This window comes from Pantoea sp. X-Soil-ISGK-285 (genome assembly GCF_059730815.1).
Map to the genome: position 1 here is coordinate 3,186,891 of NZ_AP035938.1, position 15,712 is coordinate 3,202,602.

A 15,712-nucleotide genomic window follows, 5' to 3' on the forward strand; every position below is an offset into this window, starting at 1 on the left:
ATATGGCCTTTTCAGTAGCTCCGCTTCTGAAGCGGCAAAGCCCGTCCCACGCATACGGCCACGGCTGGATTGCAGCAGATAAGGGCAGGAGCTGGCATCCGGCAATATCACAGGCCGAACTGCTGGCAGAATTAACCGGTAAGAGGAAAGAATCATGGGTTACAAAGCTGAGAGTATCACTGTTCAGATGAACGCGGGGCAGCGTGCAAGTGCGCTTAATCATATCTCTGCGCTTCGTACCATGATGTACGGCGATTGCAGCCACGAACTCAAACGCTTTATCGCAGATATGCGTAATAAGCGCGATCACCAGGCTGAACAAAATGGCCGCGCACTGAGCGCAATATTCTTCCTGGCAAATATCAGCAAAGAACGTCACAGCGTTGATTTTAGTGAACTGACGAGTGACGAATTAACGGCGCTGATTAGCGCGATGAATCACTTAAAGGCAGTCGTGAGTTTATTTCCAAAGAATCTGACGTTACCTAATTAATTAACCCAACGAAATTAAATGGCGTAAACCCGCCGGGCATTTTTTTGCCCGAATTCAGGAGAAAGTGAAATGCGAAATATCGAGACCCGTAATTTTAAAGCCGATGAGGACGCGCTGGCCGTCCTGCTGAGCAAGGCAAAAACCGAGCAGCGTTCTGATGATGCTCTGTCAGTTTCTATCCGCCTTGCCGCACTGGCAATTCATGCCCGCAAAAACGAAATGTCTGCGGCGGAAATCATCGAGCTGCTGGACAAAGAAGCAGAACGTTTTGAGCGCCAGGCGCAGGAGCTGCACTGATGTCCCTGAAAGTAAAGCAGTAAAGCCTGCCTGCGGGGATCGAGGTCGTCTGGGGCGGGTGTCATGTTCATGCAGCCAAAATACGGCCCCGCCGCTTCCTTTTCCGCCATCCCTCATTGTGTGGTTTCCCGTACAACGTCCGCGCGTTGTTTCGATACCCCTGCCGCCGCAACCATAGAGCCTCACAGAGTTTTACTGACCGGAGCCTAGACAATGGCAAAGAAAGCAAAGCGTTTTCGTATCGGGGTGGAAGGTGCCACCACGGACGGGCGCACCATCGAGCGCAGCTGGCTTGAACAGATGGCGGCAAATTACAGCCCTGAGCTGTACACCGCCGTGATCAACATGGAGCACATCAAGGGCTACACGCCAGACAGTCCGTTTCGTCGCTTTGGCGTAGTCGAAGCGCTGGACGCTGAAGAAATCAGCGACGGCCCGCTGAAGGGCAAGCTGGCGCTGTATGCCCTGATCAACCCGACTGACGAGCTGGTCACGCTGACCGGCACCATGCAGAAAATCTTTACCTCTATGGAAATCCGCCCGGAATTCGCGGACACCGGCGCGGCCTATCTGATTGGCCTGGCCGTGACTGACGATCCGGCCAGCCTCGGCACGGAAATGCTGCAGTTCAGTGCCAGCGCCGGGGCGAACCCGCTGGCAAACCGCAAGCAGCATCCTGACAACGTTTTCTCTGCCGCTGAAGAAACCCTGATCGAGTTTGAGGACGTGGCCGACGAAAAGCCCGCCCTGTTTACCCGCATCAAAGCGATGTTCAGCAAACAGCAGCAGACCGACGCGGCGCGCTTCAGCGACGTGCATCAGGCGGTTGAGCTGATTGCCACCGAGCAGCAGGACCTGAGCGCGCGCATTGAAACGGCACTGAGCGAACAGGCCGACAGCCTGAAATCACATTTCAGCAGTGCGCTGGGTGAGGAAGTGCTGAAGCGCGAACAGCTGCAGGCGGAGTTCACCGAACTGCAGCAGCAGCTGAGCCGGGAAGATGGCCGCCAGCAGGTCCGCCCGCGCACGCAGGGTAACGGCAGCGGCGGCGAAGTGCGCACCGACTGCTGATACAGCGGCGGCAAACCTTTTTAACGAACAGAGAAAGCGAAGCGATGAAAAATACTACCCGTTTTAAGCTGAATGCTTACATGTCGGTGCTGGCAGAAATCAACAAGATTGACCTGTCTGCGCTGAACAGCAAATTCACCATTGAGCCGTCCGTGTCGCAGACGCTGGAAAGCAAAATTCAGGAGTCGTCTGCGTTCCTGCAGGCCATCAACATCATGCCGGTCAGTGAGCAGAGCGGCGAACGGCTGGGGCTGGGGATCGGCACCACCATTGCAGGCACCACCGATACCACCCAGAAAGAGCGCGAACCGACCGATCCGACCTACATTGACGGCGATGGCTACAAATGCACGCAGACCAACTTTGACACGGCGCTGCCTTATTCAAAGCTGGACATGTGGGCGAAGTTCAGCGATTTCCAGGTGCGCATCCGTGACGCCATCGTGAAGCGTCAGGCGCTGGACCGCATCATGATCGGCTTCAACGGCCTGAAGCGTGAGAAGACCTCCAACCGCGTGCAGAACCCGCTGCTGCAGGACGTGAATATTGGCTGGCTGGAAAAAATCCGCCAGGAAAAACCGGCGCAGGTGCTGGGTCAGCACATCGGTGACGACGGCAAAGTGGTGTCGGACAAAATCACCGTGGGTAAAAACGGCCTGTTCCGTAACCTGGACGCGGTTGTGATGGGCGCGGTGTCGGAAAAAATCGGCGTGCAGTATCAGGACGACACCGAACTGGTGGTTATCTGCGGACGCCAGCTGCTGGCTGACAAGTATTTCCCGCTGGTTAATCAGAGCCAGCCCAACACCGAAGCGCTGGCCGCTGATCTGATCATCAGCCAGAAGCGCATCGGCGGCCTGCAGGCGGTCCGCGCCCCGTACTTCCCGGCGAATGCGCTGCTGATCACCCGCCTGGATAACGCCATGTCCAAAGGGGCGGACATCATTGATGTGCTACAGCGTATGGGTGGCGTGGCCGACAGGATGAACTTCCGACAGGTGGCGGCGCTGGGTTCAACATTTCTTACACTGGGTGCCACCTCTGAGATTGCGGCCAGTTCCGCTAATGCCATGGTGCGCGAGCTGTCTATAGCCACGATGCAGAGTAACCGGTTTATGGACGGCATGGACCTGCTGAAACTGGACCCGGCAAAGATTGAAAAGCAGATGACCACGGATGCGATGGGCACCATCATGCGCGTGCTGGAAAAGGTTAAAAAACTGCCGGACAGCAAGAGAGTGCCCGCGCTGACGATGCTCTTTGGCAAGGAGTTCGGCCCTGCAGCGGCAAAGCTTGTCAATAACATGCCGGAGCTGCGCAGGCAGCTGGCACTGACACAGGGGGATGCTGCAAAAGGCTCCATGCAGAAAGAGTCAGACATCAATAAGGACTCGCTTTCGGCACAGTGGATGCTGACTAAAACCGGCGTTTCCAACACCATGAGCGGCCTGGGCGATTCGCTGCGCACGCCGCTGATGGACATCATGAACATGGTGAAAAAAGTCACCGGTGCAACCCGCCGCTGGGTGGAAAACAACAAGGAGCTGGCGGGCACGCTGATGAAAGCAGCGGCGATCATATCGGCGGTGGTAATGGTGCTGGGCACGTTTATGATCGGCCTGGCGGCGGTTCTGGGGCCGCTTGCGCTGCTACGGCTGAGCTTCAGCGTGTTAGGTATAAAAGCATTCAGCGCCTTCGGGCTGATTAAAAGCGCCATCGGCATCGTGGGGAACGGCGTGCTGTGGCTGGGGCGGCTGATGTTCGCAAACCCGATTCTGGCCGTTATCGGACTGATTGCCGCCGGGGCGCTGCTTATCTGGCAGAACTGGGACACGCTGGGGCCAAAACTTGCCGCGCTGGGGCCAAAACTTGCCGCGCTGTGGGACGGTATCAGCACTAAGGTCAGCAGCGTCTGGACTGCGATCCGCACCTACATCAGCACAAAGTGGGGCGAGATTGTCGCCGACGCGAAGGCGCTGCCCACGCGGTTTCAGGAGGCCGGTTCACAGATGATTGACGGCCTGATGGCGGGTATCAGCCAGAAATGGGATGCGATTAAAAACAAGCTGTCGTCTCTGACCGACTACCTGCCGGACTTCCTGAAGCCGGGCGGCGATAAGTCCGGCGGGCAGCAGCAGCCGCGACCGGCAACAGTAAAAACGGGCGGCGGTATATCCCTGCCGCCGGGCGGGTTTCCCGGATTTGCGGGCATGTACGACAGCGGCGGCTTCATTCCATCCGGGCAGTTCGGCGTGGCCGGTGAGAACGGGCCGGAGCTGGTCAGCGGTCCGGCGAACGTGACCAGCCGCCGGAGCACCGCACGGCTGGCTGCACTGGCGGCGCTGACGCTGGGCAGTGCCGGAGCGACGGCGGAGGCGAAGCCGCTGCACCCGCTGAGCCTGCCGGTTCAGGCTTACCGGCAGGAAGCACCGCGCATGAGTGGCAGTGCTGCACAGGGAGCTGCGCCGCAGATTCACGCCTCCTTCACCATCGTGCAACAGCCGGGAGAGAGTCAGCAGGATCTGGTTGATGAGGTGATGCGCAGGCTGGAGGCAAAAGAGCGGCAGGCGCAGGCCCGCGCCCGCAGCAGTTACCGGGACAGGGGAGGATTTGAGGAATGATGATGACGCTGGGCTTATTTGTTTTCATGCTGAAAACGGTGCCCTATCAGGAACTGCAGTATCAGCGCAGCTGGCGTTTCCCGTCAAACAGTCGCGTGGGCGTGAGGCCGTCGCTGCAGTTTTTAGGCCCGGACAACGACACGCTGACGCTTTCCGGCGGCAGGCTGTCGCTGTTCGCGCTGGAGCAGATTGCGGAGCTGGGCCGCGCGTGGCCGCTTATCGAGGGCAGCGGGACGATTTACGGCATGTTCGTGATTGAAAGCCTGAGCCAGACCAAAGCGGAGTTCTTCAGCAGCGGTGTGTGCCGCCGCATTGAATTCACGCTGACGCTGAAGCGCACCGATGAATCGCTGGGCGAGATGTTCGGCAGCCTCAGCGATCAGCTGTCTGCCATGCAGGGCGCAGCCGCCACCGCCGCCGGTAAGGTGAGCGCCGCAGCGGGAGGATTATTTTCATGATGACCAGCCCGTGGATTAACGGCCAGCAGAACTCACCGGCGTTCCGGCTGACGATGGACGGCGCAGACATCACGCAGAAGCTGGAAAAGCGCCTGCTGAGCCTGACGCTCACTGACAACCGGGGCTTTGAGGCGGATCAGCTGGACATCGAGCTGGACGACGCGGACGGCCAGCTGCAGCTGCCGCGCCGGGGCGTCGTGCTGTCGCTGGCGCTGGGCTGGCAGGGTGAGGCGCTTTTTCCGAAAGGCAGCTATGTGGTTGATGAAATCGAGCACAGCGGCACGCCTGACCGCCTGACGCTGCGGGCGCGCAGCGCGGACTTCCGGCAGACCCTGAACACGAAGCGGGAGAAGTCCTGGCACAAAACCACAGCGGGCGAAATTGTCCGGGATATCTCCGGGCGGCATAAGCTGAAGACGGCGATGGGTGAGGACATGGCCGCCGCAGAAATTGACCATATTGATCAGACCAACGAATCAGACGCCAGCTTTCTGATGCGCCTGGCTAAACAGTGCGGTGCGGTGGCCTGCGTCAAGGACGGTAATCTGCTGTTTATCCGCCAGGGTCAGGGTAAAACGGCAAGCGGCAAGGCGCTGCCGGTAATCACCCTTCAGCGCAGGGACGGAGACAGTCACCGCTTCACCCTGGCAGACCGCGACGCCTACACCGGCGTGATAGCCAGCTGGCTGCATACCCGTGAACCGGCAAAAAAACCAGTGGCGAAGGTGAAGCGCAGGCGACGTAAAGCCCCGGTGAAGAAGAAGAAGGAACCGGAGGCGAAGCAAGGGGATTACCTTATCGGCACGGACGAGAACGTGCTGGTACTGAGCCGCACTTACGCGAACCGGGGCAACGCCGAACGGGCGGCCAAAATGCAGTGGGAGCGCCTGCAGCGTGGTGTTGCAACCTTCTCAATCCAGCTGGCGAAGGGACGCGCAGAGCTTTACACGGAAATGCCGGTGAAGGTCAGCGGATTTAAGCAGCAGATTGATGCGGGGGAATGGATCATCACAACGCTGACGCATAGCCTGACCGCTGACAGCGGATATACGACCAGTATCGAACTTGAAGTTAAAATTGAGGACCCAGCCCTGCAATAGTAAAATTAATTATCCTTTTGGATAACCAATAGGTATGATCAAGTTAAATATTCAACAGGGCGAATCCTAAATGATGAATTGTCCAAAGTGCTCTCACGCTGCACACACTCGCAGCAGTGTTGTGCTCTCTGAGAACACAAAAGAACGTTACAACCAGTGCCAAAACATCAACTGCGGCTGCACCTTCAAATCCTTAGAAACTGTAACCGATATAATCATGTGCCCAGGTAGAGTAAATCCTGTACCGCCCCACCCTGCACGTGGAGGCCCCAAAACGTCCCAAGGCCAACTCTGGCTCTAACCCGCTCCGGCGGGTTTTTTAATGCCTACATTTGACTACAAAATAATTCTGCGTAGCCAATCCGTGGACAAGGCCCAAAAAAAAGGGGTTAGCGTCACGCCAACCCCTTGTTTGCTATTAACTTTTAGATGTCGCGTTAGCGATACCTTAGTTAAGACGCTCTTTAATACGAGCAGACTTACCAGTACGCTCACGCAGGTAGTACAGTTTGGCTTTACGCACAGCGCCACGACGTTTAACAGCGATGCTGTCAATTACAGGTGAATGAGTCTGGAATACACGCTCAACGCCTTCGCCGTTAGAAATTTTGCGAACAGTGAATGCAGAGTGCAGACCGCGGTTACGGATAGCGATAACCACGCCCTCGAATGCCTGCAGACGTTTTTTAGAACCTTCAACGACCCATACTTTCACTTCCACGGAATCACCCGGGCGGAAGGAAGGTACGTCCTGTTTCATCTGCTCTTGTTCAATTTGCTTGATAATGTTGCTCATAATTAAATCTCATATCCTGGGTAAACTGATAGTCGGGGAAGAGCTTACTCTTCCACATCATCGTTTTGTTGCTGCTGAGATTCCCGCTGGAACTCATTCAGCAACCTTGCTTGCTCTTCAGTCAGAGCCAGGTTTTCCAGAAGTTCAGGTCTTCTCAGCCAGGTACGGCCTAGCGACTGCTTCAGACGCCAGCGGCGGATATCAGCATGGTTGCCTGACAGTAATACTGCCGGGACCTCCACGCCGTCTAACACTTCAGGTCGGGTATAGTGCGGACAATCCAGCAAACCTTCCGAGAACGAATCCTCATCGGCTGACGCCTGCTTGCCGAGCACGCCAGGAATAAACCGGGCGACTGCGTCAATCATCGTCATCGCTGGCAGTTCCCCGCCGCTGAGAACGTAATCACCGATTGACCATTCTTCATCAATTTCGGTCTGAATTACGCGCTCATCAATCCCTTCATAACGGCCACAGACCAGAATTAACTTGTCCCGTGCCGCCAGTTCGCAAACGCCCTGTTGGTCCAGTTTGCGACCCTGAGGTGAAAGATATATCACCCTGGCCCCATCACCTGCCGCTGCTTTCGCTGCGGAGATGGCATCCCGTAAGGGTTGTACCATCATCAGCATTCCCGGTCCGCCGCCGTAAGGACGATCATCCACGGTACGGTGCCGGTCGTGCGTGAAGTCACGAGGACTCCAGCTCTGAATGCTGAGCAGACCGTTTTTTACAGCCCGGCCAGTTACCCCGTAATCGGTAATAGCGCGAAACATTTCTGGAAACAGGCTAATAACACCAATCCACATTGTATTCGCCGTTACGTTACCGTTCGATTCGGAGATCAAAAACCAGGATCCCAATCTACCTCAATGATGCCAGTAGAGAGATCGACTTTCCTGATAACCTGTTCATCAAGAAACGGAATTAACCGCTCCTGAGCACCGAATGCATCCTTCAGGTTTGCCTTAACGACGAGAACGTCGTTCGAGCCGGTTTCCATCATATCGATGACTTTACCCATCTCGTAGCCTTCAAGGTTAACTACCTGGCAGCCCATAAGGTCTTTCCAGTAGTAGTCGCCCTCTTCCAGCGATGGCAACTGCGTCGAGTCAACCTGAATTTCGCAATTGGTTAACTGAGCCGCCGCATCCCGATCTTCAATGCCTTTGACTTTGATGATCAGGTCCTGATTGTGGTGCTTCCAACCGTCCAGTTCGACCTGCTGCCATTTACCGGCGCGCTGGATGAACCAGGGTTGGTAGTTGAAGATGCTTTCAGCGTCTTCAGTGGAGGAAAACACTTTGAGCCAGCCGCGAATACCGTAGGCGGCTCCCATCTTACCCAATACAATCGGGTTAACAGGAGGCTGTGCGGCAATTTGTCTGCTCATGCTCACCACCGTGACAGATTAAGCTGCTTTCTTAGCTTCTTTGACCAGCGCGTTAACGCGATCAGAAAGCGTTGCGCCCTGGCCAACCCAGTGCTCGATACGATCCAGATCAAGACGCAGACCTTCAGCCTGACCAGATGCGATCGGGTTGAAGAAACCAACGCGCTCGATAAAACGACCGTTGCGTGCATTGCGGCTGTCAGTGACGACGACCTGATAGAACGGACGCTTTTTAGCGCCGTGACGTGCCAAACGAATTGTTACCATAACATCCTCTTCAGTTAATAAAACACCCGGCCCCCATCGAGGAACGGGGTCCGGGTGCTGTATAAAAAGCCCGAAAATTTTACTCATTTTGGCGAAAAAAGCAACCTAAACCGTGCCATTTCGGGCTTTTTTGTGGAACGCTTTAGCGGCCAGGAAAACCTGGCGGCATCATACCCTTCATGCCGCGCATCATTTTCGCCATACCGCCCTTCTTCATTTTCTTCATCATACGCTGCATGTCGTCAAACTGCTTCAATAAGCGGTTAACGTCCTGCACCTGCATACCGGAGCCGGTCGCAATGCGGCGCTTGCGTGAGCCTTTGATGATCTCTGGTTTTTCACGCTCTTTGCGTGTCATCGAGTTGATGATCGCTTCCATGCGCACCAGCACTTTGTCATCCATCTGTGACTTCACATTGTCAGGCAGCTGACCCATACCGGGCAGTTTGCCCATCAGGCTGGCCATGCCGCCCATGTTGCGCATCTGCTTCAGCTGCTCAAGAAAATCGTTGAGATCAAAACCGTCGCCGGTTTTCAGCTTCTTAGCCAGTTTCTCAGCCTGATCGCGGTCAACCTTGCTTTCGATATCTTCGATCAGTGACAGCACGTCACCCATGCCGAGGATACGCGAAGCAATACGCTCCGGATAGAACGGCTCAAGTGCATCGGTTTTTTCACCGACACCCATAAATTTAATCGGCTTACCGGTGATATGACGAATCGACAGCGCCGCACCGCCTCGTGCATCACCATCGACTTTGGTCAGGATAACACCGGTCAGCGGTAGCGCTTCATTAAAAGCTTTAGCCGTGTTTGCCGCATCCTGACCGGTCATGGCATCGACCACAAACAGCGTTTCTACCGGATTGATCGCGGCATGAACCTGTTTGATTTCGTCCATCATCGCTTCGTCAACGTGCAGACGACCGGCGGTATCCACCAGCAGTACATCGTAGAACTTCAGGCGAGCTTCACGCAGCGCATTGTTAACGATATCGACCGGCTTCTGGCTGAGATCGGATGGGCAGAAATCCACACCCACCTGCTGTGCCAGCGTTTCCAGCTGTTTGATTGCCGCCGGACGATAGACGTCGGCAGAAACCACTAAGACTTTCTTTTTGTGCTTCTCACGCAGGAACTTACCCAGCTTAGCGACGCTGGTCGTTTTACCGGCACCCTGCAGACCCGCCATCAGCACCACGGCTGGCGGCTGAGCAGCCAGGTCGAGTGCATTGTTCTCTGCACCCATCGCCGTAACCAGCTCGTTACGAACGATTTTGATAAACTCCTGACCTGGAGTCAGACTTTTATTCACATCATGGCCGACCGCGCTCTCTTTCACACGGTTGATGAAGTCACGCACCACCGGCAGCGCAACGTCAGCCTCAAGCAGTGCCATGCGCACTTCACGCAGGGTCTCTTTGATGTTCTCTTCAGTCAGCCTTCCGCGGCCGCTGATGTTTCGCAGGGTTTGCGACAAACGATCGGTTAAATTATCAAACATGGTCTCTCACTAAAAAAAAGATCGCGAGGCGCCTGATCGGCAGAATGCGGCGGATTATAACACGAAGCCTCAGCGATCTCTGCAATTGCCCCTCAGATCGTTTGGAGCCTGCTTCGGCTGGCGCTATACTGCCTTTTTCCTTATCTGACTGAACCTGAAAGGATCTATGTTCGTTTTCGCGATAGTGGCGCTATTCGCCTACTCCTTAAGTCTTGCCCTGATCATTCCCAGCCTGTTGAAACGTAACGGCGGCTGGCGGCGAATGGCGATGCTCTCTGCCTGTGTGGCGCTGGTGACACACGCGGTGGCCTTGCAGCAACGCATATTTGCTGTTGATAGCGGACAGAATTTAAGCCTGCTCAACATAGGCTCGCTGGTCAGCCTGTTGATTTGCGCCATCATGACCATTGTGGCGTCACGTAACCGTGGCTGGCTACTACTGCCGATTGTCTACAGCTTCGCGCTAATCAATCTGGCCTTCGCCACCTTTGTGCCCAATGCGTTTATCACCCATCTGGAAACCACGCCAGGCATGATGATCCATATCGGCCTGTCGCTGTTCGCCTACGCGACGCTGATTATTGCCGCACTCTATGCACTGCAGCTGGCGTGGATCGATTACCAGTTAAAAAACAAGCGTCTGGCGTTCACACAGGATATGCCGCCGCTGCTGACCATTGAACGTAAGATGTTTCACATCACCCAGGTGGGCGTCGTGCTGTTGACGCTGGTGCTCTGCACCGGTCTGTTTTATATGCAGGATCTCTTCAGCGCAGAAAACGTCGATAAAGCCGTGCTCTCCATCATCGCGTGGTTTGTTTATATCGTTTTGCTCTGGGGGCACTATCATGAAGGCTGGCGTGGTCGCCGCGTCGTCTGGTTTAACTGCAGCGGTGCGATGCTGTTAACCATGGCTTACTTCGGCAGTCGCATCCTGCAGCATCTGCTTGTCCCCACCTCTCGTTAAAAAGGAAGTTCTGCGTTGGAGAATGTTTCAACCACCACGCTGATTATTATTCTCTGCGTCATGGTACTGGTTTCCGCCTGGTTTGCCGGCTCGGAAACCGGAATGATGACGCTTAACCGCTATAAGCTGCGCCATCAGGCTAAAAACGGCAGTCGCCCCGCACGCCGGGTGGAGAAGTTACTGCGTCGCCCCGACCGGTTGCTCAGCCTGGTATTAATCGGCAATAACCTGGTGAATATTCTGGCTTCCGCACTTGCCACCATTGTTGGCATGCGTATTCACGGTGACGAAGGGGTCGCGATCGCAACCGGTATCCTGACCTTTGTGGTGCTGGTATTTGCTGAAGTGCTGCCAAAAACAGTGGCGGCCCTCTATCCCGAACGCGTCGCCTTTCCCAGCAGCCTGCTGCTGGTCCCGCTGCAATACATCATGCTGCCGCTGGTCTGGCTACTCAACACCATTACCCGTCTGCTGATGAGGATGGCGGGTATCCGCGCTGACGGTGCCATTAACTCCGCGCTGAGCAAAGAGGAGTTGCGTACCATCGTCTATGAGTCACGTAGCCTGATGTCACGCCGTAATCAGGACATGCTGCTCTCCGTGCTCGACCTGGAGAAAGTCAGCGTTGATGACATCATGGTTCCGCGTAACGAGATCGTCGGCATTAATATCAACGATGACTGGAAGTCGGTGGTGCGCCAGTTGAGCCACTCGCCACACGGCCGCATTGTGCTGTTCCGGGACTCACTGGATGACTGCGTCGGCATGCTGCGGGTGCGCGAAGCCTGGCGCATGATGACGGAGAAAAAAGAGTTCACCAAAGAGACGCTGCTGCGCGCCGCCGATGAGATCTACTACATCCCGGAAGGGACACCGCTGAACACCCAACTGGTGAAGTTCCAGCGCAACAAAGAGAAAGCGGGCGTGGTGGTGGATGAGTATGGCGACATCAAGGGGCTGGTGACGATAGAGGACATTCTGGAGGAGATCGTGGGTGACTTCACCACCTCCATGTCACCATCACTGGCAGAAGAAGTGATGCCGCAGAATGATGGGTCCGTGCTGATTGAAGGCAGCGCCAGTGTGCGTGAAATTAACAAGGCGTTTAACTGGCAGCTGCCAGAGCAGGAAGCGCGCACCATTAACGGCATGCTGCTGGAAGCGCTGGAAGAGATCCCTGCCATCGCCACCCGTGTTCAGATCGGCCACTACAACGTCGATATTCTGGACGTGCAGGACAACATGATTAAACAGGTGCGCATCACGCCGAAGACGCCACTGAAAAAATCGGTAGGTTCCTGAAGCGATAAAAAAACGCCGCAATCGACATGATGCGGCGTTTTTTTTAGCAGCAAAGCCCTGACTAGATGTGCAGTTCTTTCAGCTTTTCAGCAGGCAGTTTCAGATCTTCGTTGCGGTTAACGCCGATCTCATGCGCCAGCACATTGCGGGCGATTTGCTGCGCTTCATCCAGTGAGTGCAGCTTGTAGCTGCCGCACTGGTATTCATTCAGCTCAGGGATCTGGTTCTGATCTTTCACTTTCAGAACATCTTCCATCGCCCCTTTCCACGCTTTGGCAACGCGCTGCTCGTCTGGTGTACCAATCAGGCTCATGTAGAAGCCGGTGCGGCAACCCATTGGCGAGATATCGACGATTTCCACACCATCACCATTCAGGTGATCACGCATGAATCCGGCAAAGAGATGCTCCAGCGTATGAATGCCACGCTCAGTGAGAATATCAATGTTCGGGCGGCAAAAACGCAGGTCAAAAACGGTAATCGTATCGCCATGCGGAGTCTTCATGGTTTTCGCCACGCGAACTGCCGGTGCGCCCATGATGGTGTGATCAACGGTAAAACTGTCCAGTAGTGGCATACGTCACCTCCTGTTCTGAGAATTTTTTTTAAAACGATGAAACTTTTCTGTTCGCCCAACGTCTGAATATATGAAAGACGCGCATTTGTTATCATCATCCCTGACAACAGAGATGTTAATTTGGCCACATTGATGTGGCCTTTTTCTTTTCTACCCTTCCCGGCTCGCCAGATACGCTTCAAAATCCAGCTTATCATTCGCTTCCAGCTGCTGCTGTGCAGCAACAGACGCCTGCGCCTGACGCGTGAAATCTTCTTCTGTCAGCACTTCCAGCGGCTCTTCGCAGAGCAGATGGCGATACTGTTCAGCCAGCGCCACGCCGGTTCCGGTTACACCATTGTCCTTCATTGCCTGAAGGATGCGCGCCGAGTAGGTTAGCTCAGGATCGTCGAACGATGCTACCAGTTGATCGCAAACCTGCTGATATTCCGTGCTGTCCTGATTATGACTGTCTAACACTTCAGCAACCCGACGCAGATCGGCAAACAGGGTTTTGCCCACTTCAACCAGCGAATGTTCCTCTTCTCCGCAGCCTACGGCAATTTTCTGGTCCGGTTTACGCCCTTCCAGCACAACCCGGTTCCAGTTTATACGGGTGCATTGCAACTCATCTGCACTCATTTCCGGCGCATCGGCCAGGGTACACCAGATCAGGAACAGGTCGAGGAAGCGAACCTGATTCTCATCTACGCCGATCGCAGAGAACGGGTTGATATCCAGCGAACGCACTTCAATGTACTCAATACCACCACGCAGCAGCGCATCAGAAGGCGCTTCACCCGAGCGTGTCACACGCTTAGGCCGGATTGGCGCATAGAGCTCGTTTTCAATCTGCAGCACGTTGGTGTTGAGCTGCAGCCAGTTACCGTCGGCATCTTTAGTGCCCATCGCTGCATACTCTTCTGACGGTGTCTTGATCGCTTTCTTCAGCGCAGTGACATAGCCTTCCAGCGAGTTAAACGTGATGCCCAGAGAGCTCTGCGATTTATTGGTATAGCCTAAATCGCTCAGACGCAGTGAGGTGGCGTACGGCAGCCACATCGTATCTTTGTCGTTGGTTTCAAACGGCAGCGCGCTCTCACGGCCCTGCAGGAAGCTGGAGCTGATAGCAGGCGATGCGCCAAACAGATAGGGGATCACCCAGCCGAAGCGATAATAGTTGCGGATCAGCCGCAGATAGCCCGCCGAGATGGTCTCTTTTCCGCTTTCCTTATCTTTCACGTCAGCCCACTCCTGCCAGAATGAGAGTGGCAGTGAGAAGTTATAGTGAATGCCGGAGATGGTCTGCATCAACGCGCCGTAGCGGTTTTTCAGCCCTTCGCGGTAGAGCGTCTTCATCTGACCAATATTGGACGTGCCATATTGCGCCAGCTCAATATTGTCCGCATCGTCAATCACGCACGGCATACTAAATGGCCACATGCGTTCATCACCCAGTTCACGGGCAACGTGACGATGGATATCGCGCAGGAATGCCAGCATATGATCAATGCTGTGATCCACTGGCGTAATAAATTCCAGCAACGTTTCGGCAAAGTCAGTGGTGATCCAGTCATGTTTCAGCGCCGACCCCAGAGATTCCGGGTGACCGCTTTTTGCCAGCTCGCCATTTGCCTCTACACGCAGCGTTTCACGCTCGATGCCACGGCCAATACCTTTAAGGGCATTGGGATGCGCTTCCAGCCAGGAGAGCGCTTTAGATACGTCCGGGATCACATTACCCCCCCGCTGTGATAATAATTTATTTTTGTTCAGCATAATGTTAACCGTAGCCTCGAATCTGTGCGAATCAATGCCACCATTGCATACCCTGTAATGTGGCAGTCGCGATAACGATATAACGCAGTGTTTTGCCGACAGCGAGAAACAGCATCGCGGGTAGCCAGGCGAAACGTAACCAGCCTGCCAGAACGCAGAGCAGATCACCTATCACTGGCAGCCAGCTGAATAACAGTGCTGCAGGTCCCAGTCGGTGCAACCACGTCATTGCTGTGTCATGCCATCGCCCCTGACGTTTTAACGGCAGCAAGCGACCAATAAGAATGTTGGTTAAGCCGCCCAAGGTGTTTCCCAGTGATGCGGCCAAAAGCAACCCGTAAACTGATGTCTTTTTTGCTATCAATAGTGCTATCAGCAGTGCTTCAGAACTTCCCGGCAGGAGCGTTGCACTTAAAAAGCTGCTGCCGAACATCGAGGCATAGGTAAGAACGTCACTCACAGTAAGCGGACATCCACCACAGCCATACCTGCCGCCTTCGCTGCCTGAATACCAAAGTCCGCATCCTCAAACACCACACAACGTGCCGGCGTCACACCCATCAGCTCAGCGCAGCGTAAGAAGGTTTCAGGCTCAGGTTTATGACGCTGTACGTCGTCAGCACCGACGACGGCCGAAAAGAGCTCACGTACGCCCAGCTGCGTCAGTAACGCCTCTGCCATGCTGTGTTCGCTTCCGGTACCGACCGCCATCGGACGACGCCCGTGATACGCTTTCACCACCTCCATTAAAGGCAGTGGCTTCACGTTTTCCAGCAGCATCGCTTTCACGGCAGCGGTTTTTTCTGCGGCAAGAAGATGAGGGTCGAGTGACGACTGATTGGATTCAATGATGAACTGCGACAGCCGCCAGGTTGGTGCGCCATTGAAGTCGATAATACGTGCTTCATCCAGCGTTAATCCATAACGCGTCAGTACCTGACGCCACGCTTTTCGATGTGTCGGCTCAGTATCAAGAATCGTGCCGTCCATATCGAAAATCAGGGCGTCATATTGATCGTACATTGTCACTCCGGACATTCATCAAATGAGACATTACTTTAGCCTAATGTGGACAGGTTGTCGCCAGGGGGGATGAACAGCAAATGCT

19 protein-coding genes and 1 pseudogene are annotated in these 15,712 nt (G+C 54.9%); 11 read left to right on the forward strand and 9 right to left on the reverse strand.

The window, feature by feature from the left end; all coding sequences use genetic code 11:
- Window positions 1-2: 2 nt before the first annotated feature.
- The 9 genes and pseudogenes from AC6I8B_RS15020 (at window position 3) to AC6I8B_RS15060 (ending at window position 6,341) form a co-directional block, all read left to right on the forward strand.
- The gene (locus AC6I8B_RS15020; protein ID WP_497817481.1) at window positions 3-191 is read left to right on the forward strand and encodes a phage filamentation protein Fil family protein; all 189 of its coding nucleotides are present in this window, start codon (window positions 3-5) and stop codon (window positions 189-191) included.
- Window positions 155-493 (forward strand): DUF5347 family protein, encoded by a 339-nt coding sequence (locus tag AC6I8B_RS15025; protein WP_033786606.1) that lies wholly within the window; start codon window positions 155-157, stop codon window positions 491-493. Before AC6I8B_RS15020 ends, AC6I8B_RS15025 begins: the two co-directional genes overlap by 37 nt.
- A 69-nt stretch (window positions 494-562) precedes the next feature.
- Complete coding sequence (locus AC6I8B_RS15030; RefSeq protein ID WP_497817482.1) at window positions 563-790, forward strand: DUF2732 family protein; 228 nt, start codon at window positions 563-565, stop codon at window positions 788-790.
- 213 nt (window positions 791-1,003) lie between these two features.
- Window positions 1,004-1,861, forward strand: a complete 858-nt coding sequence (locus AC6I8B_RS15035) for a GPO family capsid scaffolding protein (protein WP_497817483.1) — start codon at window positions 1,004-1,006, stop codon at window positions 1,859-1,861.
- A 44-nt stretch (window positions 1,862-1,905) separates the two neighbouring features.
- Window positions 1,906-2,781, forward strand: a pseudogene (locus AC6I8B_RS15040) (phage major capsid protein, P2 family); the annotation flags it as partial.
- Between the two features lie 42 nt (window positions 2,782-2,823).
- Complete coding sequence (locus tag AC6I8B_RS15045; protein ID WP_497817742.1) at window positions 2,824-4,482, forward strand: phage tail tape measure protein; 1,659 nt, start codon at window positions 2,824-2,826, stop codon at window positions 4,480-4,482.
- On the forward strand, window positions 4,479-4,940 hold the full coding sequence (locus AC6I8B_RS15050) for a phage tail protein (protein ID WP_497817484.1): 462 nt from the start codon (window positions 4,479-4,481) through the stop codon (window positions 4,938-4,940). Before AC6I8B_RS15045 ends, AC6I8B_RS15050 begins: the two co-directional genes overlap by 4 nt.
- On the forward strand, window positions 4,937-6,040 hold the full coding sequence (locus tag AC6I8B_RS15055; protein WP_497817485.1) for a phage late control D family protein: 1,104 nt from the start codon (window positions 4,937-4,939) through the stop codon (window positions 6,038-6,040). Before AC6I8B_RS15050 ends, AC6I8B_RS15055 begins: the two co-directional genes overlap by 4 nt.
- Before the next feature lie 70 nt (window positions 6,041-6,110).
- Window positions 6,111-6,341 (forward strand): ogr/Delta-like zinc finger family protein, encoded by a 231-nt coding sequence (locus AC6I8B_RS15060; RefSeq protein ID WP_074399310.1) that lies wholly within the window; start codon window positions 6,111-6,113, stop codon window positions 6,339-6,341.
- A 147-nt stretch (window positions 6,342-6,488) separates the two neighbouring features.
- On the opposite strand, the gene rplS is transcribed toward AC6I8B_RS15060, so the two are convergent.
- From rplS to ffh, 5 genes are all read right to left on the reverse strand, one after another.
- The gene (rplS, locus tag AC6I8B_RS15065; protein WP_003849035.1) at window positions 6,489-6,836 is read right to left on the reverse strand and encodes a 50S ribosomal protein L19; all 348 of its coding nucleotides are present in this window, start codon (window positions 6,834-6,836) and stop codon (window positions 6,489-6,491) included.
- Between the two features lie 44 nt (window positions 6,837-6,880).
- Window positions 6,881-7,645, reverse strand: coding sequence for a tRNA (guanosine(37)-N1)-methyltransferase TrmD (gene trmD, locus AC6I8B_RS15070; RefSeq protein ID WP_010248477.1), 765 nt, complete (start codon window positions 7,643-7,645; stop codon window positions 6,881-6,883).
- Between the two features lie 35 nt (window positions 7,646-7,680).
- Complete coding sequence (gene rimM, locus AC6I8B_RS15075; RefSeq protein ID WP_010248480.1) at window positions 7,681-8,229, reverse strand: ribosome maturation factor RimM; 549 nt, start codon at window positions 8,227-8,229, stop codon at window positions 7,681-7,683.
- Between the two features lie 18 nt (window positions 8,230-8,247).
- The gene (gene rpsP, locus AC6I8B_RS15080; RefSeq protein WP_003849041.1) at window positions 8,248-8,496 is read right to left on the reverse strand and encodes a 30S ribosomal protein S16; all 249 of its coding nucleotides are present in this window, start codon (window positions 8,494-8,496) and stop codon (window positions 8,248-8,250) included.
- A gap of 142 nt (window positions 8,497-8,638) precedes the next feature.
- Entirely contained in the window at window positions 8,639-10,000 is a 1,362-nt protein-coding gene (gene ffh, locus AC6I8B_RS15085) for a signal recognition particle protein (RefSeq protein ID WP_010248486.1), read from the reverse strand.
- Between the two features lie 166 nt (window positions 10,001-10,166).
- On the opposite strand from ffh, the gene AC6I8B_RS15090 reads away from it, so the two are divergent.
- Together AC6I8B_RS15090 and AC6I8B_RS15095 are read left to right on the forward strand one after the other, a co-directional pair.
- Complete coding sequence (locus AC6I8B_RS15090) at window positions 10,167-10,967, forward strand: cytochrome C assembly family protein (RefSeq protein WP_122889672.1); 801 nt, start codon at window positions 10,167-10,169, stop codon at window positions 10,965-10,967.
- Window positions 10,968-10,982: 15 nt separating this feature from the next.
- Window positions 10,983-12,269 carry an HlyC/CorC family transporter gene (locus AC6I8B_RS15095; protein ID WP_022623780.1) on the forward strand — a complete coding sequence of 429 codons (1,287 nt, stop codon included), beginning with the start codon at window positions 10,983-10,985 and terminating at the stop codon, window positions 12,267-12,269.
- A 61-nt stretch (window positions 12,270-12,330) separates the two neighbouring features.
- Here the strand turns inward: AC6I8B_RS15095 and luxS are convergent, their stop codons facing one another.
- The 4 genes from luxS to yqaB form a co-directional block, all read right to left on the reverse strand.
- Window positions 12,331-12,846, reverse strand: a complete 516-nt coding sequence (gene luxS / locus AC6I8B_RS15100) for an S-ribosylhomocysteine lyase (protein WP_009086888.1) — start codon at window positions 12,844-12,846, stop codon at window positions 12,331-12,333.
- Window positions 12,847-12,996: 150 nt separating this feature from the next.
- Window positions 12,997-14,604 carry a glutamate--cysteine ligase gene (gene gshA, locus AC6I8B_RS15105; protein WP_050680043.1) on the reverse strand — a complete coding sequence of 536 codons (1,608 nt, stop codon included), beginning with the start codon at window positions 14,602-14,604 and terminating at the stop codon, window positions 12,997-12,999.
- A 31-nt stretch (window positions 14,605-14,635) separates the two neighbouring features.
- Complete coding sequence (locus AC6I8B_RS15110) at window positions 14,636-15,064, reverse strand: YqaA family protein (RefSeq protein ID WP_010248498.1); 429 nt, start codon at window positions 15,062-15,064, stop codon at window positions 14,636-14,638.
- Window positions 15,061-15,627, reverse strand: a complete 567-nt coding sequence (gene yqaB, locus AC6I8B_RS15115; protein WP_031594176.1) for a fructose-1-phosphate/6-phosphogluconate phosphatase — start codon at window positions 15,625-15,627, stop codon at window positions 15,061-15,063. The genes AC6I8B_RS15110 and yqaB overlap by 4 nt, the downstream gene beginning before the upstream one ends.
- Between the last annotated feature and the right edge of the window lie 85 nt (window positions 15,628-15,712).